General features: G+C 40.5%; 23 protein-coding genes. 1 reads left to right on the plus strand and 22 read right to left on the minus strand.

The window, feature by feature from the left end:
• Positions 1 to 4: 4 nt before the first annotated feature.
• Positions 5 to 982 (minus strand): ABC transporter permease, encoded by a 978-nt coding sequence (locus RTX25_RS04585; protein WP_312651023.1) that lies wholly within the window; start codon positions 980 to 982, stop codon positions 5 to 7.
• Between the two features lie 88 nt (positions 983 to 1,070).
• Positions 1,071 to 2,795, minus strand: a complete 1,725-nt coding sequence (locus RTX25_RS04590) for an ABC transporter substrate-binding protein (protein ID WP_312651027.1) — start codon at positions 2,793 to 2,795, stop codon at positions 1,071 to 1,073.
• Between the two features lie 728 nt (positions 2,796 to 3,523).
• On the opposite strand from RTX25_RS04590, the gene RTX25_RS04595 reads away from it, so the two are divergent.
• A complete protein-coding gene (locus tag RTX25_RS04595) occupies positions 3,524 to 3,802 on the plus strand; it encodes a DUF1294 domain-containing protein (RefSeq protein WP_312651030.1) in 279 nt (92 codons plus the stop codon).
• A 352-nt stretch (positions 3,803 to 4,154) separates the two neighbouring features.
• Here the strand turns inward: RTX25_RS04595 and ppdK are convergent, their stop codons facing one another.
• The 20 genes from ppdK to hrcA form a co-directional block, all read right to left on the minus strand.
• Positions 4,155 to 6,788 (minus strand): pyruvate, phosphate dikinase, encoded by a 2,634-nt coding sequence (gene ppdK, locus RTX25_RS04600; RefSeq protein ID WP_312651033.1) that lies wholly within the window; start codon positions 6,786 to 6,788, stop codon positions 4,155 to 4,157.
• A 292-nt stretch (positions 6,789 to 7,080) separates the two neighbouring features.
• On the minus strand, positions 7,081 to 7,629 hold the full coding sequence (locus tag RTX25_RS04605) for a hypothetical protein (protein ID WP_312651036.1): 549 nt from the start codon (positions 7,627 to 7,629) through the stop codon (positions 7,081 to 7,083).
• Between the two features lie 35 nt (positions 7,630 to 7,664).
• Positions 7,665 to 8,309 carry a DNA repair protein RecO gene (gene recO / locus RTX25_RS04610; RefSeq protein WP_312651038.1) on the minus strand — a complete coding sequence of 215 codons (645 nt, stop codon included), beginning with the start codon at positions 8,307 to 8,309 and terminating at the stop codon, positions 7,665 to 7,667.
• Complete coding sequence (era, locus tag RTX25_RS04615) at positions 8,309 to 9,193, minus strand: GTPase Era (RefSeq protein WP_312651041.1); 885 nt, start codon at positions 9,191 to 9,193, stop codon at positions 8,309 to 8,311. Before era ends, recO begins: the two co-directional genes overlap by 1 nt.
• The gene (locus RTX25_RS04620; RefSeq protein WP_397428517.1) at positions 9,186 to 9,605 is read right to left on the minus strand and encodes a cytidine deaminase; all 420 of its coding nucleotides are present in this window, start codon (positions 9,603 to 9,605) and stop codon (positions 9,186 to 9,188) included. The genes era and RTX25_RS04620 overlap by 8 nt, the downstream gene beginning before the upstream one ends.
• A 59-nt stretch (positions 9,606 to 9,664) precedes the next feature.
• Positions 9,665 to 10,366, minus strand: coding sequence for a diacylglycerol kinase (locus RTX25_RS04625; protein WP_312651044.1), 702 nt, complete (start codon positions 10,364 to 10,366; stop codon positions 9,665 to 9,667).
• A 4-nt stretch (positions 10,367 to 10,370) separates the two neighbouring features.
• The gene (gene ybeY / locus RTX25_RS04630) at positions 10,371 to 10,883 is read right to left on the minus strand and encodes an rRNA maturation RNase YbeY (protein ID WP_312651047.1); all 513 of its coding nucleotides are present in this window, start codon (positions 10,881 to 10,883) and stop codon (positions 10,371 to 10,373) included.
• An 18-nt stretch (positions 10,884 to 10,901) separates the two neighbouring features.
• The gene (locus RTX25_RS04635) at positions 10,902 to 12,941 is read right to left on the minus strand and encodes an HDIG domain-containing metalloprotein (RefSeq protein ID WP_312651050.1); all 2,040 of its coding nucleotides are present in this window, start codon (positions 12,939 to 12,941) and stop codon (positions 10,902 to 10,904) included.
• A 119-nt stretch (positions 12,942 to 13,060) separates the two neighbouring features.
• Positions 13,061 to 14,041, minus strand: a complete 981-nt coding sequence (locus tag RTX25_RS04640) for an acryloyl-CoA reductase (protein ID WP_312651053.1) — start codon at positions 14,039 to 14,041, stop codon at positions 13,061 to 13,063.
• Positions 14,042 to 14,124: 83 nt separating this feature from the next.
• Positions 14,125 to 14,634 carry a hypothetical protein gene (locus tag RTX25_RS04645; RefSeq protein WP_312651055.1) on the minus strand — a complete coding sequence of 170 codons (510 nt, stop codon included), beginning with the start codon at positions 14,632 to 14,634 and terminating at the stop codon, positions 14,125 to 14,127.
• Positions 14,635 to 14,757: 123 nt separating this feature from the next.
• Positions 14,758 to 15,204, minus strand: coding sequence for a GatB/YqeY domain-containing protein (locus RTX25_RS04650; RefSeq protein WP_397428518.1), 447 nt, complete (start codon positions 15,202 to 15,204; stop codon positions 14,758 to 14,760).
• 23 nt (positions 15,205 to 15,227) lie between these two features.
• Positions 15,228 to 15,404, minus strand: a complete 177-nt coding sequence (gene rpsU, locus RTX25_RS04655; RefSeq protein ID WP_031573182.1) for a 30S ribosomal protein S21 — start codon at positions 15,402 to 15,404, stop codon at positions 15,228 to 15,230.
• Positions 15,405 to 15,506: 102 nt separating this feature from the next.
• A complete protein-coding gene (locus tag RTX25_RS04660; RefSeq protein WP_312651062.1) occupies positions 15,507 to 15,848 on the minus strand; it encodes a histidine triad nucleotide-binding protein in 342 nt (113 codons plus the stop codon).
• 83 nt (positions 15,849 to 15,931) lie between these two features.
• Positions 15,932 to 17,233 carry a tRNA (N(6)-L-threonylcarbamoyladenosine(37)-C(2))-methylthiotransferase MtaB gene (gene mtaB / locus RTX25_RS04665; RefSeq protein ID WP_312651064.1) on the minus strand — a complete coding sequence of 434 codons (1,302 nt, stop codon included), beginning with the start codon at positions 17,231 to 17,233 and terminating at the stop codon, positions 15,932 to 15,934.
• Positions 17,234 to 17,971, minus strand: coding sequence for a 16S rRNA (uracil(1498)-N(3))-methyltransferase (locus RTX25_RS04670; RefSeq protein ID WP_312651068.1), 738 nt, complete (start codon positions 17,969 to 17,971; stop codon positions 17,234 to 17,236).
• Positions 17,964 to 18,908, minus strand: coding sequence for a 50S ribosomal protein L11 methyltransferase (gene prmA / locus RTX25_RS04675; RefSeq protein WP_312651071.1), 945 nt, complete (start codon positions 18,906 to 18,908; stop codon positions 17,964 to 17,966). The genes RTX25_RS04670 and prmA overlap by 8 nt, the downstream gene beginning before the upstream one ends.
• A gap of 265 nt (positions 18,909 to 19,173) precedes the next feature.
• Complete coding sequence (gene dnaJ / locus RTX25_RS04680) at positions 19,174 to 20,322, minus strand: molecular chaperone DnaJ (protein WP_312651074.1); 1,149 nt, start codon at positions 20,320 to 20,322, stop codon at positions 19,174 to 19,176.
• Between the two features lie 116 nt (positions 20,323 to 20,438).
• Positions 20,439 to 22,280 carry a molecular chaperone DnaK gene (gene dnaK, locus RTX25_RS04685; protein WP_312651077.1) on the minus strand — a complete coding sequence of 614 codons (1,842 nt, stop codon included), beginning with the start codon at positions 22,278 to 22,280 and terminating at the stop codon, positions 20,439 to 20,441.
• A 13-nt stretch (positions 22,281 to 22,293) separates the two neighbouring features.
• Positions 22,294 to 22,938, minus strand: coding sequence for a nucleotide exchange factor GrpE (gene grpE, locus RTX25_RS04690; RefSeq protein WP_312651080.1), 645 nt, complete (start codon positions 22,936 to 22,938; stop codon positions 22,294 to 22,296).
• Positions 22,925 to 23,983 (minus strand): heat-inducible transcriptional repressor HrcA, encoded by a 1,059-nt coding sequence (gene hrcA, locus RTX25_RS04695; RefSeq protein ID WP_312651082.1) that lies wholly within the window; start codon positions 23,981 to 23,983, stop codon positions 22,925 to 22,927. The genes grpE and hrcA overlap by 14 nt, the downstream gene beginning before the upstream one ends.
• Positions 23,984 to 24,014: the final 31 nt, after the last annotated feature.

The raw sequence follows: 24,014 nt of genomic DNA on the forward strand, positions 1-24,014 counted from the left end.
CCTCCTAACTAACCTTTACTCTAGGATCAACAAGCGCATAACTGATATCTGCAAGCAGATTACCTGCAAGCATAAGTACTGCGTAGAAAATATTGATCGCCATAACTAAAGAAGTGTCCTGCTTAAAAATAGCCTCATGTAATGTATTACCTATTCCAGGCCATTTAAAGATCGTTTCCAGAATAAGTGACCCACCGAATAACGATGGAATATAGCTTCCAAGTAGTGTAACAATTGGTAAAAGAGCATTTCTAAATGCATGCTTGTAAATTACAACCTTCTCTGAAAGACCTTTTGATCTTGCAGTTCTGATGTAATCCTGGTTAATTACTTCTAACACGGCATTTCTTACATATCTTGTCAGACTTGCAAGTGAGGATATCGTAAGTACGATAAGAGGGAGAATCATATGTCTTCCGACATCGACTATCTCAGCAAAGAAACTAGGGTAGCCTCTAACCACACTCATAGGATCTCTCATTAGTGTCAATGGTAGTCCTAATGGTATTCCGACAAAGAAAATAAGAATCATCGCAAAGAAGAAGGATGGCATCGATACGCCAAGTAGCGAAAATATGGTCCAGAAATTATCAAACTTTCCATATTTGTTGACGGCTGATTTAATACCTACCGGTATAGATATTGAAAAAGCGAATATCATTCCAAAAAAGTTGATGATAAATGTATTCCAGACGCTCTCGCCTATAATATCAGCAACAGGCGCTCTTTTCAGAATTGATCTTCCGAAGTCGCCTTTAAGTGTACGACCGATCCAGTTGATGTATCTTTCAACAATATTTCCATTTAAACCAAGCTGTTCTTTTAACGCTTGTTGCTGCTCTACGGATACACCCGATCCAACACCCAGATAGGCTTGGACTGCGTCTCCAGGCATGAGTTCCATGATACCGTATATTGCTATAGATATAACGATCATTACAGGAATCAGATGCAGCAATCTCCTTGCTATATATTTTAACATTATTTCACTCCCCATAGCTCCTATATATTTAGTAGTAGAAAGGCAGTCCTTATCAGACTGCCTTAATTTTTATTAAGTTTAAGGTATTCTATTCTTCGATTTTAGCATCCTTAACAGCCTTAACCCAGCCGTATAGTGAACTTGTCTTAAGGTCCTTAACTTTTGAATTGTATAGATCGAAGTATGTGTTAGCATAAACAACAACCTTAGGCATTTCTTCGTTCAGAATCTTAACAACTTCAGCATATAGTGGCTTAGCTTCTTCTGGATCCATTATAGCTCTAGCTTCATCAAGAAGTCTGTCAACTTCAGGATTCTTGTATCTAGCTGTGTTGTCCTTACCTGCACCTACGTCATTTGAGTGGAACTCAGTGTAGATTGAGTCTGGATCAGCACTTGTGATTGATGTTGCCAGGAAGAATACACTCCACTTGTCAACATTAGCATCTGAATCGTAGATAACATAATCAAGGATTGTATTGAACTCAAGGTATGAAACGTTAAGCTTAACACCAAGTTCTTCTCCCCATGATTTTTCCCACATTGGGATAAGTGTTGCAAGAATATCATGTTCTGGCATAGCTGCGATGTTCAGTTCTAATAACTTTCCACCCTTAGCTCTGATACCATCTGCTCCTGGAACCCATCCAGCTTCATCAAGAATTGACTTAGCCTTTTCGATGTCATATGAGTAGTCTATCAGTGAGTCAACCAGTTCATCGCTCATTACCCATGAAACCTGGGAGAATGGGTGATTCTGTGTTGTAGCAAGTACTAGACCTGTATCTGGATCTTTGTAGTAGCTGTTTACGAATGCTTCTGTGTCGAAAGCATATGTAAGAGCCTGTCTAACTGCAACTTCAGAAGTAGGTCCTGCTTCTGTGTTGAAGTTGATGTAACCGTAACCTGATCTTGGATATTCATTGATGGAGTATCCGCCATCTCTAGCTTCTTTGATCTTGGAAGGTTCGATAACACCAGCAAGAAGGTCAACTTCACCATTCATCAGCTGAACGATGTCTGTGGACTGGTCTACGAACTGAAGAAGGATTTCCTTGATCATGTAGCCTTCGCCAACATAGTTTTCATTTCTTGTCAGGAATATGAACTGTGCTTCTGAATATGTGTCAAGCTTGTATGGTCCTGAACCAACTGGTTCTGCTGAAAGAGCTTCAACGCCAGCTGTATTCTTGTAAGCGAAATCTGTGCCATAGTAAGCTTCTGGCATGATTGACATTGTTGTGTTTGCGAAGTTTGTTCTCTTACCTTCAGCAAAGTTGAATGTAACTGTGTAGTCATCTTCAGCAACTACGCCTTCGAACTCTTCAGTTTCACCAGCTGAGTAAGCTTCGTAACCTGCAAGGTCCTTAACCATTGTTCCATATCTACCTGAGTAGGATGGATCAGCCATAACTTTGTATGTGAATACTACGTCATTAGCAGTAAGTGGAGTTCCGTCTGAGAAAACTACGTCTTCTCTAAGATTGAATGTTATGGTCTTACCATCTTCTGAAATTACCCAATCTTTAGCAACTACCGGTTCGTATTCATCGCCTTCGAAATTGAGTGTAGCCAGACCCTGGAATACAAGATCAACTACATATCCATCATAAGATGATGAGTAGTAAAGTGGATTGAAGTTACCTGATGCTTCAGTAATACCAACCTTCAGTGTACCTGATGGTTCTGCGGATGGTTCTGAAGGTGTTTCAGCAGGTGTTTCTGTTCCTGGAGTTTCGCCAGGTGTCTCTGGTGTCTCCGTCTTAGGACTGCAAGCTGTAAATACTACTGACATAGCCAGTGTAAGAGCCAACAGTAAGCCTATTCTCTTTTTTGTCATTCTTTCTTCCTCCTTGAATAATCTTTTATTTTTAGATGCTGTCACCAGCAACTGAAAACCGAATGTAGTAATTTGTTAAGTGTTGTTGAAGATATTATTCATTTTATTATAAATAGCCACATTTATCAACTAATTTTTAATAATAGTTCATAATGTCCTTATTTAGCGCTAAAAATATATCGTTTTCTTCATTAAATCGGCAAAATTAACTTCTCTTTTGTCCATATGAATATCGAAGGCGAAATATATTGTGCACATTTTTAACAAATTCTAATCAGATATTTTAGGCATAATTATTAACTTTTCAAATAACTTTGGATGATGATCTCGCGTCAAGTACTGATAAAGCAGATTTTCAATACCGTAATAAACTTGACATAAATTAATTAAACAATTAAGTGTAACCCTATTTTACCACAACATATTAAAAACAGAAACTTTTTGTTTATACTATATTCATAATCAACACATTCAGGAATAAAATCAATGGGCTTATAATTAATACATTGTCTGCTATAATAACATTTACTACATAAATCATCAATTTGTCTGGAATTGTGCTAGTAAAGTCAATAAAATCATACTTTTAATAAAAATATTTGACCCCATTATGTATAAATCATGTAAAGGTTTATCACTTTATACGCAAATTTTAATATATATTCATGCACATATTCTCAAATTTGTTTTTAGGAGGACTTATGTCAAAATACATATATCTATACTTCATCACCATAAATACTATTACCGTATTCATAATGCAATCTGATAAGAGAAAAGCAAGAAGTCATTCTTGGAGAATTCCTGAATCTCTCATGTTGACCTTGTCATTATTTGGGGGTGCAATCGGTACTCTTCTAGGCATGGAATTATTCAGACACAAAACAAAACATATCAAGTTCAAATTTGGCGTACCTATAATAATCATCATCAATCTCGTCGTTTATTATTTAGTTCTTTCCTATATAAATGCTGCTTAATTGAAATAGATGATTTTCACCTATCAGATTGGGACCCAAACCTAATCTTATTATGTAAACGTTTCAACATAGTAAGTCGTTCAAAGTAATGTAAATGTTTACTTATGCTATTTCTATGCAGTTTCACACGTTTGCAAAGAGTTGATACAAAAATCTCATTGCTTGGGAAATCATAGTTTCTGATATCAGATTACCGATTTCAACCTAATTGAATTCCGCGCAAACACAAAAATTCCTGTGCTTTTTATCAATATAAAAGGTCTGTATCCGCCGGTATTAACCGATCTGATACAGACCTTTTTTAGTCTAATAAAGTTGAATCAGCGTCCTGATTGCATCTCTATTGTTTGATTTACTTCTTTCTTGGGTTTCTTACTTCAGCCTGAGCAGCTGCAAGTCTTGCAACTGGTACTCTGTATGGTGAACAGGATACATAATCAAGACCGTTGTCATGGAAGAAGTTTACAGATGAAGGATCTCCACCGTGTTCTCCACATACACCAAGCTTAAGTGTTTCCTTAACACTTCTACCCTTTTCAACTGCTATCTGTACAAACTGACCTACACCAGTCTGGTCAAGCTTAGCAAACGGATCAAAGTCATAGATCTTCTTTTCATAGTAATGCTTCAGGAATGTACCAGCGTCATCTCTTGAGAATCCGAAGGACATCTGTGTAAGGTCATTGGTACCGAATGAGAAGAAGTCTGCTTCCTTGGCAATTTCATCTGCTGTGACGCATGCTCTTGGAATCTCGATCATAGTACCAACCAGATAAGTAAGCTTAGCTCCTCTTTCAGCGATGATCGCATCAGCTGTCTTCTTAACTATGCTCTTAACAAACTTAAGTTCGTTAACCTCACCTACAAGTGGAATCATGATTTCTGGAACGATTGACCATCCCATTTCTTCATTGACTTCAATTGCAGCTTCAATTACAGCTCTTGTCTGCATTTCAGCTATTTCAGGGTAAGAAATCGCAAGTCTGCAGCCTCTATGTCCCATCATTGGGTTGAACTCATGAAGATCTGTGATTACGCCGTTAAGCTCATCAACTGAAATCTTCAGCTCTGTTGCCAGTTCTTCGATTTCCTTAGCCTGAGTTGGCAGGAATTCATGTAGTGGCGGATCCAGGAATCTGATTGTAACCGCATGACCTTCCATAGCCTCGTAGATACCCTTGAAGTCACTCTTCTGCATTGGAAGCAGCTTCTCTAGAGCAGTTCTTCTGGCTTCTTCTGTTCTTGCGACAATCATCTGTCTCATTGGGAATATTCTATCTTCTGCGAAGAACATATGCTCAGTTCTTGTCAGACCGATACCTTCTGCACCGAACTTGACAGCCTGTGCTGCATCGTGAGGTGTATCAGCATTTGTTCTAACCTTAAGTGATCTGATTTCATCTGCCCAGCCCATGAAAGTACCGAAGTGGCCAGAAATTTCAGGCTCTACAGTTTCGATCTTACCAGCATAGACATTACCTGTTGATCCGTCCAGTGAGATATAATCATCAGATGAATATACCTTTCCGTTAACGGTCATTGTCTTCTTCTTTTCATCAACCTTTACTGAACCTGCTCCTGCAACACAGCAAGCGCCCATTCCTCTTGCAACAACAGCTGCGTGGGAAGTCATACCGCCTCTTACAGTAAGGATACCTTCTGCAGCGATCATACCTTCGATATCTTCTGGTGAAGTTTCCTGTCTTACAAGGATAACGTTCTCTCCAGCTTCATGTCTTTCCTTAGCTTCCTGAGCTGAGAATGCAATCTTACCTGTTGCTGCTCCTGGTGAAGCTGGCAGACCTGTAGCGATTACATCGTGCTTTGCCATTTCAGCAGTATCAAATGCTGGATGAAGAAGTGTATCAAGCTGCTTAGGATCCATCATAAGGATAGCCTGTTCTTTTGTTACAAGTCCTTCTTCTACCATTTCAACGGCTATTCTTAGTGCTGCCTGAGCAGTTCTCTTACCGTTTCTTGTCTGTAGGAAGTAAAGTTTACCTTCTTCGATGGTGAACTCCATATCCTGCATATCATGGTAATGATTTTCAAGAGTGTTAACGATGTCGATAAACTCTCTATAAGTTTCTGGCATCTGCTTGTCAAGTTCTTCAATTGGTGATGGTGTTCTGATACCAGCAACAACGTCTTCACCCTGAGCGTTCATAAGATACTCAGCAAAGATTTTCTTTTCTCCAGTAGCAGGGTTTCTTGAGAATGCAACACCAGAACCTGATGTATCTCCCTTGTTACCGAATACCATTTCCTGTACGTTTACAGCAGTTCCCCAGCTTGAAGGGATATCATTCATTCTTCTGTACACGTTAGCTCTTGGGTTATCCCAGCTTCTGAATACAGCAGTAACTGATTCGATCAGCTGCTCTCTTGGGTCCTGTGGGAAATCTTCTCCCTTTCTGCTCTTGTAGAACTCCTTGAACTTCACGACAAGTTCCTTAAGATCTTCAGCTGTAAGCTGAGTATCCAGTTCTACTCCCTTTTCTTCCTTCATTTCATGAAGAATCTCTTCGAAGTCCTGCTTAGCTATTTCCATAACTACGTCAGCAAACATCATGATGAATCTTCTGTATGAATCATATGCGAATCTTTCATTTCCTGTTTCTTTTGCCACAACTTCTACTGTCTTGTCATTTAGACCTAAGTTTAGGATTGTGTCCATCATACCTGGCATAGAAGCTCTAGCTCCTGAACGGACAGATACAAGTAGAGGATTCTTTTCTCCACCAAATTCCTTACCGGAAATTTCTTCCAGCTTGTTCATTGTTGTATGGATTTCGTCGATAACATCCTGTGTAATTGTCTTGTTATCGTCATAGTATTTATTACAAGCCTCTGTTGTAACTGTGAATCCCATAGGTATTGGAATCCCAAGGTTTGTCATTTCTGCCAGATTGGCGCCTTTTCCTCCGAGGAGGTTTTTCATTGTAGCATCACCTTCGCTAAAAAGGTAGACATACTTCTTTGACATAGATTTCCCTCACTTTCAATAATTCATGCTTAGGCATATATTTGAATCCGGTAAACCGGGAGTTCACTATTTTACTGATTCTGAACGCATCAAAATCCTCATATATTATATCACAGTAACCCATTTAATTGTATAATCTTTAGAATGGTTTTTATTTTATTAACTTATTTCTTGTGTTACAATTATTGGATACGATTACACATAAAAGAAATTCATATTCCTTTTATGACATAATATAAGACTTCTCTATCATATCAGAGAAGTCTTATAGGAATATTAAGAATGTGAAAACTTAATAGATATCCGGAGAAAAATATCCTTCAAGATTGTCTTCTTCATTAAGATCTTTCTTGAAATGGATCTTATCTGTAAGATCATCAATCTTTCTTGATACTTTATTTTTGTCCAGTCCAAAAGCATTTGCCGTTTCCTTTATTTTTTCTCTTACCGGTTTCGTAAGATTCGTCTCCTTCAGCCCTCTTTTCAGTTTGACATCAACACCGAATGCCAGAGCACCGGCAGCGAGTGTCATAAGAAGTTTCGGCTTCCTGGCCAGCAGCAGCGTTCCAATCAGTGCAGCAGGAAGAGGTGCATCAAATGATTTGTCTTTAAAAGAGAATTCAACTGTTTCCTTAGTTGTCTTTTTTATGGATTCTACAGTCTTTTCCTTGTATCCTCTTAATTCGCCATACATTTCACCCTTCATGCTCTCAAGATAGACAACTGCATCGAGTGTATTGTAATCTGTGGCCTCAAGAGCTCTTCTGGCTTCTTCATAAGAAACTTTTTTACGTCTCCTGACTTCGTCAACTTTTGCGAGTAACTCATTATCGTGTTCCATGGGTTATTCCTCCTTGTTGATTTTGTAAAATCTGATTACATATATTTTAGCATATCTAAACTCTTAGGTCTCCTCTGATAACTGTCTTTCATGACGAAAGATGTAATTGTTTGCAATTCCTTCTTAGTTTTTTCATCAATTTTCAATACATGAATCTTAGCAAAGTCGGTTCTCAATAAAAACTCTGCCGTTTTCAGTGCACCTTGAGTGATTTCAAAAGGAACCATTTCTTTCCCGATGTTTAGACCTGTATAAGAGATCAGTTTAAACTCATATGCAAGGGTCAGGATTTCCATATCAAGTGCTCCTGACTCAAGTAAATATAATGCTGTAACAAGATTTCTGTAGATCATAGGCTGAGGTTCACCATCAATGCTGACGATATCGACCAGCTCGACATAATAGGATCCGTAAGTCAAAAGCTCAAGAGAGGTTGTTAACCTGGAAAAACTGTTTATGATATTGCCTTCGTTGAGACTGTACAGAGATTTCCCCCGATATAGCAGGAATTCTCCAAAAAGAAGAGGCCTGATCAGTGACTGAAACTTGCTTTTCTGAGAACGGACACCTTTACAGAGAACGGAGATTTTACCGAATTCTTCTGTAAATACCCACATCAGCTTATCTTTCTCTTTATAGTCCATGGTTTTGAGAACAACACCTTTGACCTTTTCCTGCATTACTCTTTATAACCAAGTTCCTTAAGTAGTGAGGCATTGTCTCTCCACTCTTTTCTGACCTTAACGAAAGTCTTCAGGTCCACATTTCCTTCAAGATAAACTTCCATGTCTTCTCTAGCCCATGTACCGATTTTCTTGAGGGTCTGACCACCCTTTCCGATTATAATCCCTTTATGCGAGTCTTTTTCACAGATGATATCTGCTTCAATCGCCCAGTTACCATTCTCCTTTTCCTTCATGGAGATGATTTCAACTGCTATTCCGTGAGGTATCTCCTGTTGGAGCAGTTTCAATGCCTTTTCTCTGATGGTTTCAGCTGCCATGAATCTCAGATGAACGTCTGCTACCATATCTTCAGGATAGTACATCGGCCCTTCAGGCATGTATTTCTTCACAAGATCCAGAAGATTTTCTGTGTTTTTGCCCTTTAATGCTGATATCGGTATGATTTCAGCAAAATCAACTTCTCTTGCATAGTTTTCAAGAGTCTTCGCGACTTTATCCTGAGTGAATTCATCCGTCTTATTCACCAGAAGGAAAACAGGCGTCTTAAGTCCCTTGAGCTCCTCCATAATCTTGGCATCTCCCGGATGGACCATACCGTTAGGTGTAGTGATGAAGATGACGAGATCCACCTGATTGAGTGTGTCTTTAGCCACATTGACCATATATTCTCCAAGCTTGTTCTGCGCTTTATGAATACCTGGCGTATCGACAAAGATGATCTGTGACTCGTCGTCAGTATAAATGGCATTCAGATTCTTTCTCGTTGTCTGGGGTTTGTTTGAAACGATGGACAGTTTTGCACCCATGAGGTGATTGATCAGTGTCGACTTTCCTACATTAGGTCTTCCGACCACCGTTATAAATCCTGATTTAAACATATTTTACTTCCTTTTCTGCATCCAGATCGATTTTAGTGAAAGCGCCTGGCAGAATATCTTCCATTGTCTTCACGAGATATTCGTCCTTATTCTTTATGATTATGATCGGTATTTCTCTGTTCTCAGCAAACTCGACCATAACCTGCCTGCATATTCCACAGGGATAAGTGAAGTTATGAATATCCCCTACTACAGCAAGAGCTTTTATTTTAGTGTGACCATGTGACACCGCGTTGAAAATCGCTGTACGCTCCGCACAGTTGGTCGCTCCGTAGGAAGCATTTTCAATATTGCATCCGTTGAATATTGTATCGTCCTCCATCAGCACAGCTGAACCGACCTTGAACCCTGAATAAGGCACATATGCGTTCTCTCTCGCCTCCAAAGCGGCGTCTATCAATTCTTTATACATTATTTTCCCTCTTTTTCTATAGATTTTATTCTCATTTTAACATGTAATGACATTATTAATCAGTACCCGAAGAATCTGAACAGTAATATTGTAATCAGAAACCCGAGAAGAGCCCCTACAAAAACCTCTTTTATCGAATGGACTTTTGAATCAACTCTCGACTGAGCCACGATGATAGCCATCAGAAAACTTAAGGTGATGGCGATGGTCGAATCTGACAGATAGCTGATCACCGTCGCAAGACTGAATGCCACCGCAGCGTGACCTGACGGCATCCCGCCCTTAAGAGGTGTACCTTCTCCTACCACAGCTTTGGTCAGGATCACAGAAAGCGAAACGATAATCAGTATGACAAGTACAAGATAAGGACTCGCATGTTTTATGAGCTGAACACCTCTGAATGTGAAGGTTGTGATTTCTTCCCAGAAGATGAAATAGCCCACAATGACGGCATTTATCGCTGTTACAAGCACTGCAGCCGCTGATGCGTTCTTGGCGATCTTTGCAAGCGGATGATAGTGATTGGTCGTGGCATCAATCGCACTCTCGATGGCTGTGTTAAGAAGCTCAGCTGACATGACCATGGTGATCGCAATACAGAGCACAAGAAGTTCAACTTTACTGATGTTTGTAAACAGCGAAAATACAATCACTATAATGGCTGTCACCATGTGAATCTTCATATTTCTCTGAGTTCTTACTGCATAGATGAACCCTGATATGGCATAATTGAAACTGTCCAGAAGTCCTTTTACATCCATGTATTCACCCTTCCAGATCTCTCGTAATCTTCAGTTCGTTCAGTATCCTCTCTTCTGTGCCCCTCATCACCTGTTTTTCTTCGTCATTCATATGCTCATATCCCAGAAGATGAAGCACGGAATGGACCGTCAGATAGCACACTTCCCTCTTCAGAGAATGTCCATACTCCATTGCCTGTTCAGCAGCCTTTTCCATGGAAATCACGATATCACCCAGAACGAGCGCATCTCCATCAAAATATTCCACCCCGAAATCATGATCGGCATAAAGATCCGTAAAGGTTTTTCCTTCCTCATAGTCGATCATCGGAAACGACAGCACATCCGTCGGCTTGTCGATGTTTCTGTTCTCCCTGTTGATTTCCTGAATTGTCTCGTTATCAACCAGGAGTACACTGACTTCTCCTTCATATGAAACACGCTGATCTTCTAAGGTAAATTCTATGGTTTCTTCAATCGCTTTAATCAGATCCTCTCCGACTTCAACGAATTTCTGTTCATTTTCAACTGTTATCATCTTCACTCACCCATTTCTTTATACATTCTTTTTTCTTTTATCTTCCGGATATTCAATTCTTTCATGATAGATCGATCCCAGGGTCTTCAGGAAATTCTTTCTGATTCTTGATACATCGCTGAATGTGATGTCACATTCATCAAGCTGACCATCTTCAAGTTTATCTTTGAATATCTTATATACCATTGCTTCCACTTTCCCCGCTGTAGGATCTGAAATACTTCTGACCGCAGCTTCGACACTGTCAGCCAGCATCATGATTCCAGCTTCCCTGGTCTTCGGCTTAGGACCGGGATATCGGAAATCTTCTTCTTTGATTGAATCAGGATCTTCCGCATTGTTCTTCATGGTCAGATAGAAATACTTGACAAGTGTTGTACCATGATGCTGCGCAATCAGATCCTTGATTTCTTCAGGAAGCTTCGCTTTTTCGGCCATTTCCAGACCGATTTTTACATGATTGATGATGATCAGTGTAGACAGATTGGGTGTGATTTCATCATGAGGATTTTTTGACCCGATCTGGTTCTCTTTAAAAAACTGAGGTCTGGATAGTTTCCCGATATCATGATAATAAGCTGCCACTCTCAAGAGGATACCGTTCGCATGAAGCTCTTCTGCTGCAGACTCCGCAAGATTTCCGACCATTATACTATGATGATAGGTACCTGGAGCTTCCATCTGTAGCCTTTTAAGCAACGGACTGTTTGGATTGGCAAGCTCAAGAAGCTTGATTTCGGTAACCACATTAAAAGTGTTTTCGATAATCGGCAGAAATCCGATCACAAGTATTCCTGACATCAGAACTCCACTGGCAACCAGAAGAGAATTTCTGAACGTATCGGTCACTGCATTTGAGAGCAGGAACCCCATGGCCAGTGCCAGAAGAAACGAGACGATGCCGATATAGAAACTGGATTTGATGATGTCATTTCGTTCTTCCACTTTATTGATGAAAATGATGCTGAGTACTGAAGTCAGCATCAGAATTATCAGAACCTGTACGTGAAAACCTGTTATGATGCTGATGAATATCGCACTGAATAAAGCCAGTGTCTGACCGATTCTTTTCTTCACCAGAATCGTGAGCAGCATCGGCAGGAAGGTATACGGAACAATGAACGGGCTGATGATGACCATAAATCTGGTCATGACAATGGTCAGATTCATCAAAAGAAAAATCAGCGAGATTCTTTTCAGATCATCATAAATAATCTTATAAAAACGTTTCAGATAAAAAATGATGATTGCATGTATCACAAGAACTGTTGCAAGAAGCCCGGCAAATGGAAGTGCATTGAATCCGCTCTCATTTAAAAACCCGAGTTCCGACAGCAGTGCAATCTGATTTGCATTGACCGGATCACCCTCTTTGACGATGGTCTGGTTCTTTTTGATGATTACAGGTGTAATGCTTTCTTTTGCCTCTTCCTTCAAGGCTGCGGTTGCTTCTTCATCAAAAAAGTAGTTAGGCCTGACAAGAGTGGATGCAAACTGCTTGATTGCTTCCTTGGCTGTATCATTGAAACTGAAGCTGTCTACAATATCTGCCAGTTCATTTTTCGAACGGGAGATTTTGCTCTCATCATCTTCTTCCAGAGGTGTTTCATATATTTTATTGATGCTGTTGTTTATCGTATTCAGCGCATAACGCAGATCACTGTTGTCTATGGCAAGCAAAGCAAGATATCCTTCAGCAGATATACCATATGTTCCTCTGTTTGCAAGCATTTCTGCAACTTCAGTAGTTTCAATCATCGGATTACGGGCATTGATGATTCCATTGAAAAAATCATTGGTCTCTTTCAAAGCACTTCTTCTGACTTCAAGTTCCTGACGATACTGATTCTGGACTGAATTTACGGCATCCTCAATTAAAGCCTCCGTTGTCATTTCATCAACAAGATCAGCAGATGCTCTGAAATCTACAGGAGCGATATCTCCTGCTTTTAAATCATATTTCTTATTTACAATACTGGTAACAAGAATCGCAAATGTGACCACAATGGACATCAGGAAAATTCCGCGCCTGATCCATTTTTTTCTTTCAATTTTCATATAATCTCCTCAGTATTAAGGGACATTTCTGTTCTCATAAAACTGTATAACATATTTGAGCTTTAATGACGACTTTATATATCCAGTTTATCAAAACTGCTAAACAATTACCACAACAACTAATCCATATGGAATGCAATCAAAGCACGTCCTGACTTCACACTGCTGCTCATCAGTTCATTCTTAAGATCAGAGAACTTCACTTCCCGATCACCCACCAGATTCAGCATTTCAGATTTCCATTCGCTTCCCAATTTTTTAAACAGCTGGATTTTCATATTTTTATCCGCATATACCGAATCAATCCCTTTGAGCGTTACCCCTCTTAGAATGAAGGGGAATACTGTCGATTCAAAGCGGATTCCTGAGAGATTGCCGCTGGCGGCAATGATTCCGCCATATTTTATTTCAGTGAGCAGATTGCCTAGTGCTTCTCCTCCTGTTGCATCAATTACACTATCCCATTTCTCCTGGGAAAGAGCTTTGTGTTTTTCTAGGAGCGTGTCAAACAGTATAACATGATCCGCACCTAAAGACTTCAGATAGTCAAAGTGAAGCTCACTTCTCGTCGCAGCGGTTACATCTGCACCAAGTTTCTTGAGTATCATGATGGCATGAGAAGATACCCCACCTGTTCCCCCGGTAACGAGTATCTTTTTCTTCGTCAGAGTCTCTGTCCCAAGAGCATTTACGGAAAGTGCAGCTGTAAATCCTGCAGTTCCGTATAGCATCACTTCTCTCAAGGAAAGACCTTCCGGTAACGGGCACAAATGCCCCGCATCTGCCACGACATATTCCTGATACCCACCACACCGTTCTGTACCATAACCCTGCCCTGTAAGAAATACTTCATCTCCTACGCCGAACTCATCGGATCGGGACTCCGTAACCACTCCGGAAAAATCTATCCCAGGAACCATCGGAAACTGCCTGATTACTTTTGTTGCAGGTTCTATCGCCAGTCTGTCCTTATAATTAATACCCGAGTAGGCGACTTTCACACGCACTTCTTCTTCCTTAAGTTCCACAAATTCCATATTTCTCTCGTTAAGTTCAATTCCATTATCCGTTTTTTCCATAACCATCGCTTTATATTTCATATCTGACCTCCATAATTAACTTTGTCCGAAAAAATCAGGTTATAATCTACACTCCATTATAACCTGATTTCTTCAGCTGATGATTATTTTATTTTATTTCCGGCTGCAATATGCTTCAAATTCTCCTGGTTTCGTCTGTAATTCAAAACGTAAAGCAGATAATAGAACAAAGTCGAAATGATGATAATCAGGGTAACCTCATAAAGAATAGAAATCAGTCTGACAGGTCTGTTATAAGTTTCATAGATTTCATCAAGTCTTAAGACCAGCAGATCGCTCCTGAAATCAGCAGGGACATTTAGATATTCAAGCTCCCTATCAATTCCCGCTTTTGCTTTCTCGATATCCAGATTGTTGTGTGTAAGTAAATCAAGAGACAATAAAGTTTCTATTGTATAGCCAGATCGGTCTGAAGCGGTATTGAGATTTTTCAGATTGACAAATTCATACATGGGATAGTCACGTCTGATCTGATAAGACATGATTCTGGGATACGCACCGAATTCTCTGGGAAGAATAGCAGGTACTATAAGAATCCTTGCCAGAATTACAATGAGAAGAGCAATAATATTCAACTTATATTTTCTCCACATAATGCCTCCTTGTATTTACAAGTCTATCTTACTTTATTGAAGTTTTATTATCAATAACAAAATTCACTTCTATACAACGAAAAAAAACTCATCCTGAATCCGAAGAACCAAGATGAGCTATTTTTATTTCGTTAAGTAATTTTTCACCAGACTGCTCACTAATTTTCCATCAGCTGTGCCTGTTGTCAATGGTTTGAGTGCTGCCATGAGTTTCCCCATGTCTTTCATGTTATTTGCACCGATTTCTTTAGCTGTATTCTCAACCAATTCAATTATTTCATCTTCTTTTAACTGCTTTGGTAGATAACTTAATAAAGTTTCTATTTCGAATTTGCCTTGTTCGACTAGGTCATTTCTGTTTCCTTTTTCGAACTCGGCTACAGCATCTCTTCTCATTTTGACTTCTCTGGCGAGAATTTCTATGATCTGGTCTTCAGACAACGTGGATTTTGCATCTTTCTCAGCATAAAGAATAGCAGACTTTGCCATACTCAGCACACTTGCTCTCTCTTTATCCTTGCTTTTCAGCGAATCCTTCCAGTCAGACTGAATTCGTTCTTTGATCATCATGATCACACCTTCTTAAATAGGAACTATTTGAACTTTCTCTTTCTCGCAGCTTCTGATTTAAGCTTTTTCTTTACACTTGGCTTCTCATAATGTTCTCTCTTTCTGACTTCACCAAGAATTCCTGATCTGGCACACTTCTTCTTAAATCGTCTAAGAGCATTCTCTAGAGACTCATTTTCTCCAACTTTGATTTCTGACATTCATTATCCCTCCCTCCGCTAGTTAAAAATATAAATATCAGCCTTTGGGTCAAAATAACACACTGACAATTATAGTATAAAAAAACTAATCAGTCAATGTTTTTAGCCTGGAGGCCACGATAAACTTCTTCCACCCAATAAGTGGAAATGAAGATGATCTACGGTCTGCCCGCCATCCTTCAGCGTATTTACAACGATCCTATAACCTGTCTCATTGATTCCTTCCTGCACCGCAATGTTTTTGAGTGCAAGATATGCCTCAGAAACAACCTTTACGTTCTCATCATCGATCTGATTGACTGACTGGATATGCTTTTTAGGAATCAGAAGGATATGGGTGGGTGCTTTAGGGTCTATATCCCTGAAGGCAAACAGATTTTCATCTTCATATACCTTAGTAGATGGTATCTCGCCTGCAGCAATTCTGCAGAATAAACAATCCATTACTATCACCCCTTTCCTACTATTAATTAGTATTATTATACACTTTAATACATACAATAGTCAGGAATATGAAAATTTACTTTTTAGAGGCTAATGATTTCACCCAGAAGATCTGTTTTATCCATCCCTGTAATTCTTGTCCTCAGATACATTCCTTGAATATTTTCTTGAGAAAGGACACGTACCTTAAGATAGTTTTGCGTGTATCCTGCGTGAACACCTTCTCTACCTTCCTCATAAAGCACTTCGCACACTTTACCGATATACTTTTCAAGAAATGCCTTCTCATGGACATCGCTCTGCTTCATAATCATTTTGCTGCGTCTGTTTTTCTCTGTCCCACTTACCTGATCAGTCATATGATATGCAGGTGTACCCTTTCTTGGACTGTACTTAAAGGTATGCACCTTATTCAGTTTCATTTTCTCTAGAAAATCATAGGTCTCCTGGAATTCTTCCGCTGTTTCCCCTGGAAAACCCACAATCACATCAGTCGTAATCGACGGTTCTTCCAACCTGTTCCTGATTTCTGCAACCACATCCGAAAAATCCTCAGGTGAATATCTTCTATTCATTCTCTTTAAGGTTTCCAGACTTCCTGACTGAAGGGACAGATGAAAATGCGGACAGAGTTTTTTCAGCTTCACAATCCTGTCCATACGCCCATCTTTAAAAAACATGGGCTCAATGGAACCGATTCGCACTCTTTCTATTCCGTCAACAACTTCAATTTCTTCAAGAAGGTCCAGAAGATCAGGTTTTTCTGTCAGGTCATGTCCATAGGAAGCTATATGAATTCCAGAAAGTATGACTTCTGAAAAGCCGTCATCAGCAAGCCTTCTGATTTCACGAAGAACGCTCTGCGGCTTTTTACTGGATATTCCGCCTCTAGCATAAGGAATGATGCAGTATGAACAGAAGCGGTTGCACCCGTCCTGAATCTTTAAAAATGCACGGGTTTTGCCTTCATAACTTGTAATCCCCAGGTCTTCAAATTTAGAACTGAGAACGAGTTTGTCGGTCACCTGCACAATCTGTCTGTTTTCAGCTCTTGACTGATTGACATGAAATACAATGTCACTCTTGTTTCTTGACCCTAAGATGACGTCTACTCCGGGAATTGCAATGACATCCTCCTTGCTGACCTGAGAATAGCACCCCACAACAGCTACAGTGGCATTTTTATTCGTTTTTTTCGCTCTACTGATGAACTGTCTTGATTTCTTGTCACCCATATTCGTTACTGTACAGGTATTGATGACATAAACATCTGCGTAATCCTCAAAATCCACCAGTTCGTATCCGTCCTTCTTGAACATTTCAATCATGGCTTCAGTATCATAGACGTTTACTCTGCAGCCAAGGGTCTGAAATGCAACTTTCATTTATATTTTTCCTCCCATATCTCCATAAAGCAGCTGAGTTAAAGCAATAGCCGTAAACCCGGCTGTCTCTGTTCTGAGTATCCTCTTACCGAGCGTCACGATTTTTGCCCCTCGCCCTTCAAGAATTCTGATTTCCTCATCCGAAAATCCTCCTTCAGGACCAATGAGAATCCCGCATGACCGGATCTCAGCCAGTTCTTTCTTGAGCAAAGCAAAACCGTAATTCTCCTGATTCTCATAGGGAACAATCAGAATCTGACTTTTTTTCATATCCTTCAGCATATCCTGAAAGGATATCGGTTCCTCAATGACTGGAATCACACTTCTTTTAGACTGCTTCGCAGCCTCAACTGCGATTCTCTTCAGTCGATCCAGCTTTTTGAATTCAGTACTGTTTTTCACAACCACTCTTTCGGTGAGGACAGGCACGATGCGGCTTACACCAAGCTCTGTAGATTTCTGAACGATAAGATCCATCTTGCCCGCCTTAGGCATGCCCTGGTAAAGTGTGATTTCGACTGTACTTTCATTATTCTCGAGCATTTTATTCTTAAGTTCGATTCTGGTCGTGTTTTTATCGATATGTTCAATAATACCAAGATAATCAGTACCCAGGAGATTGTTGACAAGGACAGTATCTCCTTCCCTAAGTCTCAGCACACGGGACAGATGCTTATGATCATCTCCGGAAATATAAGCAAACAGCTCATCGATTTCATCCGTGAAAAATTTATGCATGCGACACCTCTGATACGATGCAGACCCACTCTCCCTCTCTTCTTACTTCGATGATGCTGAATCCTTTTTCAAGAAGAGCCTGAGTGACCATCGCTTCCTTTTCTCTTATGATACCTGACGAAATGAATACCCCATTCTCATTGATCATTTTCTTCACATCATCAATGAGTACAAGAATGATCTCAGCAATAATGTTTGCCACGATGATATCCGCTGTACCGTGAACCACATCCATCAGATTTCCATGAAGGATTTCAACATTATCAAGCTTATTGTATCCGACATTCTCTTTAGCAGAGTCAACTGCAACGATGTCAAGATCGACACCGACCACATCCTTGGCGCCAAGTTTTGATGCTCCGATAGCAAGTATTCCTGATCCCGTTCCGATATCAAATACTCGGGTGTCCTGCTTCATATAGTCTTCAATCGCTTCAAGACACATTCTTGTGGTTTCGTGGGTTCCTGTTCCGAAAGCCATGCCGGGGTCCATATGAAGGATTATCTCGTCTCCCTTGGCTTCATATTCTTCCCACAGGGGTTTTACAACAAACTTTTCTCCTACTTTTATGGGCTTATAATATTTCTTCCACTCATTAGCCCAGTCCTTTTCATTTACTTCTTCAGAGAAAATTTCGTAGCTGCCGAAATCTACACCAAGTGCTTTCGCATTTTCAATTTTTTCATGGATTTCACGGATGATTTCTTCAACATTCACATCAATATTGAAATACGCTTTTACTACCGCTTTGTCTTTTCCGTACTCAAATATATTGATATCGGCAAAATCCCATGTAAGAGGACCCTGTTCCCTGCCAAGGATATCACTTGGGTCTTCAATCGAGACACCTTTTACATCCATGGTATATAGAACCCCCTGTATATACTCCAGATCCTCTTCTTTCAAAACAATTTTGATTTCGTTCCATGTGCTCATAACTTATTTCTCCAATCATATTTATTTATAATGGGTCAGACAGAACATTCAAATCCTATAACAGCTGCTGAGTACATCTTAAGATGCATAAAGATTATTCATGAACCTCATGAGGATGCACCAGGCAATACCAAATATTACTAAAGCAGACACCACATCTCTTTATTAATCCTTATTATAATACACTGATGTGAATAATAAAGTAAATCATTACAGAAAGTAAGACCCCGGTTATAGTCTCACCTACAGCCAAGGTCTTCATTATCTATTTAAAAATATTGAATTTCTTTTTGTCTTTCTTATCTTTTCTCTCTTCTGTACCCTCACGGCTGACAATCTGTCCGGAAGCTTCCATAAACTGATACAGTGCTTCTTTCTGTGCATCGTTCAGTTTTTTAGGCACATCCACAATCACATTGACATACTGATCGCCTCGGGATCCACTTCTTGAGTTGACCATTGTGACGCCTTTACCACGCAGTCTGAAAAGTGTTCCTGACTGAGTTCCGGCAGGAATATCATAGGATACATCTCCATCAATTGTAGGAACCTTCACTTCTTTGCCAAGTGCCGCTTCTGCGATATTGATGTGGGTATCCACATAGATATCGTCACCTTTTCTGATGAAGAATTTATGTGGCTTCACATTAAGTACAACGTGCAGATCTCCATGAGGTCCACCCTTTGCACCTTTATCACCTTGACCTCTTAGCGGCATGACGTTACCGGTGTCTACGCCTGCAGGTACCTTGACACTGATCTTTCTTCTCTGTCTGACCTGTCCTTTGCCTTTGCAGCTGTCGCAAGGATCCGTGATGATTTCACCACTGCCTCCACAGGTATGACATACTGCTTCCTGAACCATATTTCCAAAGAGAGTCTGTCTCTGTACTCTTACCGTTCCTGAACCATGACAGGTTTTACAGGTTTCCGGTCTGGATTCTGTTTTAGCTCCAGTTCCGTGGCATACATCGCAGTCCTCGGTTCTCGTTACACTGATATCCTTATCCGCACCAAATACGGCTTCTTCAAAAGTAAGATCCAGACGATATTCGATATCGGCTCCTCGCCTTGGTCCAGTTCTTCTTCTTGATCCTCCGCCGCCAAATCCGCCGCCGAAGAAGGATTCGAATATATCACCGAAGTCACCGAAGTCCTGAGCACTATACCCAGCCCCAGCACCACCGGCATTAAAGTCTGTGGTTCCGAACTGATCATACTGGGCTTTCTTCTGAGGATCGGAAAGCACCTGGTAGGCTTCATTGATTTCCTTGAATTTTTCTTCAGCTTCCTTGTCACCTGGATTCTTATCAGGATGATATTTTATCGCAAGCTTTCTGAAAGCACTCTTAATCTGTTTTTCATCGGCACCCTTCTGAAGTCCTAGGACTTCATATAAGTCTCTTTTTGCCATTATTACACCACCTATTATCTCGCACTGCCTTCAGTCAAGGCATAGAATACGGATTAATTTCAATTAGGGAAGGGCTTTTGAGCCCATCCCTATTGAACACCTTTAGTATTATAACCTTATTCCTTGTCATCCTCAACCTTGAAATCAGCATCTACGACATTGTCACCCTGTGGTCCCTGTGATCCGGCGTCGTTAAAGTCTTCTGCACCCTGATTCTGTGCAGCTTCTGCCTGATAGATCTTGGAGGAAACATTGTAGAATTCGTTTGTCAGATCTTCAGTTGCCTTCTTGATGGCTTCGATGTCGGTGCCATCCTTAATGTTTTTCAGAACTTCAACCTTTTCTGTAACCTTAGCTTTATCTTCTTCGCTTACTTTCTCCTTGAGTTCTTCGAGAGTCTTCTCAGTCTGATAGATTGTCTGGTCAGCATTGTTTCTTGTTTCTACTTCTTCCTTCTTCTTCTTGTCTTCTTCTGCAAATCTCTCTGCTTCTTTTACTGCCTTATCGATTTCATCATCTGAAAGGTTTGTTGAAGCGGTGATTGTGATATTGGCTTCCTTGTTGGTTGCCTTATCAAGAGCAGTAACCTTTACGATACCGTTGGCATCGATGTCGAATGTCACTTCGATCTGCGGAATTCCTCTTCTTGCCGCTGCGATTCCTGAAAGAGTGAATCTTCCAAGTGTCTTGTTGTCGGCAGCCATCTGTCTTTCACCTTGTACAACATGCACTTCAACAGATGTCTGTCCGTCTGCGGCAGTTGTAAAGATCTGGCTCTTCTTTGTAGGAATTGTTGTATTTCTTTCGATGATCGGAGTGGATACTCCACCATATGTTTCAAGACCAAGTGTCAGAGGTGTTACGTCAAGAAGCAGGATATCCTTGACTTCTCCTGTCAGTACACCAGCCTGGATTGCTGCACCAAGAGCAACAACTTCATCTGCATTGACACCCTTTGAAGGTTCTTTGCCTGTAAAGTCCTTGATGGCGTCGATTACTGCAGGGATTCTTGTGGAACCACCTACAAGGATAACCTTATCGATATCATTCATGGTAAGACCGGCATCGGATAATGACTTCTTCATCGGTTCGATGGTTGATTTCACAAGGTCGCCTGTAAGTTCATTGAACTTTGCTCTTGTCAGTGTCATATCGATGTGCTTTGGTCCTGTTGCATCTGCAGTGATGAATGGAAGGTTGATTGAAGTTGATGTTGATGAGGACAGTTCAACCTTAGCTTTTTCAGCAGCTTCCTTCAGTCTCTGAAGAGCCATCTTGTCTGATCTCAGATCGATTCCGTTGTTCTTCTTGAATTCCTCAGCGATGTAGTTCATGACTCTGTCATCAAAGTCGTCTCCACCTAGCTTTGTATTTCCGTTTGTGGAGAGCACTTCAAATACGCCATCTCCAAGATCAAGGATGGATACGTCAAATGTACCGCCTCCAAGGTCAAATACAAGAATCTTATGTGCTTCATCAGTCTTATCCAGACCATAAGCAAGTGATGCGGCAGTAGGCTCGTTGATGATTCTAAGGACTTCAAGCCCCGCGATTCTTCCTGCATCCTTTGTAGCCTGTCTCTGTGAGTCATTGAAGTATGCAGGAACTGTGATGACAGCCTGTGTCACCTTTTCACCCAGGTAGGATTCAGCGTCTGCTTTCAGCTTTCCAAGAACCATTGCTGAAATTTCCTGTGGTGAATAATCTTTTCCATCAATGTGATACTTCTTATCTGTTCCCATATGTCTCTTCGCAGAAGCGATGGTTCTGTCAGGGTTTGTGATTGCCTGTCTCTTTGCTACCTGCCCTACCAGTCTTTCTCCATTAGCCTGGAAAGATACGACTGATGGTGTTGTTCTTCCACCTTCTGAACTGGTGATGATGACTGGATCTCCACCTTCCATAACTGCGACTACTGAGTTTGTTGTACCAAGGTCTATACCGATTACTTTTGCCATTTTAATATTCCTCCTAATTTGCGACTTTTACTACGCTATATCTGATTATTTTTTCATCTCTCTGATATCCCTTTAGAAAAACCTGTACGATTTCCTTTTCTCCGAGGGCCGGATCATCCACATGCATTACCGCATCGTGGAAGTTCGGATCAAAAGGCATTTCTGTATCAATCGCTTTGACGTTCAGCTTTTCAAGCGCATCCATGAACTGGGTACGAGTCATTGTGACACCCTTTCTTATGGACTCTACATCCTTTGCTTCAACCTGAAGTGATGCTTCAAGATTGTCCAGAACAGGGAGAAGTTCTTTGACCACTTCTACTATGCTGTCTGAATAGATACCTTCTTTTTCCTTCTGTGTTCTTTTTCTGTAGTTGTCATATTCTGCACTGATCCTGGCCAGTCTGTCTTTCAGCGCCTGATTTTCATTTTCAAGCTTTCTTATACTGTCGAGCATTTCTTTTTTCTTTCTGAACAGTTCTTTCATATCGATCGTGTTTTCTGCCTGGTCTTCATTCTTGACCTCATCTGTCTCAGCCTCTGCAGAATCTCCTTCAAAAACCTCTTCGCTTATCTCCGCATCATTTCCAACGGGTTCCTGCTGCTCTTCTTCCTTTTTCAAGGCGTCATCGAGATCTTTGTTCTTATCCTCCGTCATTTACATCCTCCTCGTTGAGCTTTTTAGAAAGCTCTTTTTTTACGTTGTTTATGATAGACACTACCTTTGAATAATCAAGACGTCTCGGTCCGATCAGATTGATCGTTCCCATATTCTCGTCATTGATCTTGTAACTGGTAGTGATAATCGTAAAGTCTTTGGCCTCGGGCAGACTTAATTCATCACCTAAAGTGATGACCATCTCATCCCTTGAATCTGAATGTTCCAGATCATGAAAAAGCAGTTCAGGCTGTTCTAGTAGCCCTAAAAAGTCCTTCATCTTACTGATGTCCGAAAACTCGGGATAATTCAGAATCTTGGATGTTCCATCCACAAAATACTGATCTTCGTTGGCTTCTTCATTCAGACTGTCATATACTGCTGACAAAATGGAGAGAAACAGCTCATCATACCCTTCAAGATCATTCTTTAGACTGTTCACGATATGAAGATTGATGTCTTCAATACTCATACCCTTCAGCTTCAGATTGAGAAGGTTACAGATATTCGTCAGAACCTCAGGTTCCGGGGTGTGATTCAGTTTGATCAGTTTGTGGGTGATTGTCCCATGATCTACCATGATCACAGCCAGGATGGTATTAACCTCCACCTGTATCAGCTGGATGTTTTTGACATGTGCTTTTGAAAAATTCGGCTTCTTTGCAACGACTGCAAGATTAGTCAGCTCTGATAGCATCATCGCTGTCTGTTTCATGATTTTGTCAATTTCAAAGGCTGCCATGGTGATGATCTTATCTTCAATAAATTGAGCTTCTTCAGCACTCAGCGATTCAAGTGTCATCAGCTTGTCGATGTACATCCTGTATCCTTTTGCGCTTGGAATCCTTCCTGAAGATGAGTGAAGCTGATCAAGATACCCAAGTTCTTCAAGATCTGCCATCTCGTTTCTGATGGTCGCGGAGCTGATTCCTAATTTATATTTTTTCTCCAGCGTTCTGGATCCGACGGGTTCACCGGTCATGATATAGTCCGTGACAATCGCCTTTAGAATATCCAGTTTTCTCCTATCCATCTCATTTGACATTTCTTTTCACCTCTTTATTAGCACTCGCACT

The organism is Proteiniclasticum sp., assembly GCF_032054185.1.
Taxonomy (GTDB): domain Bacteria; phylum Bacillota; class Clostridia; order Clostridiales; family Clostridiaceae; genus Proteiniclasticum.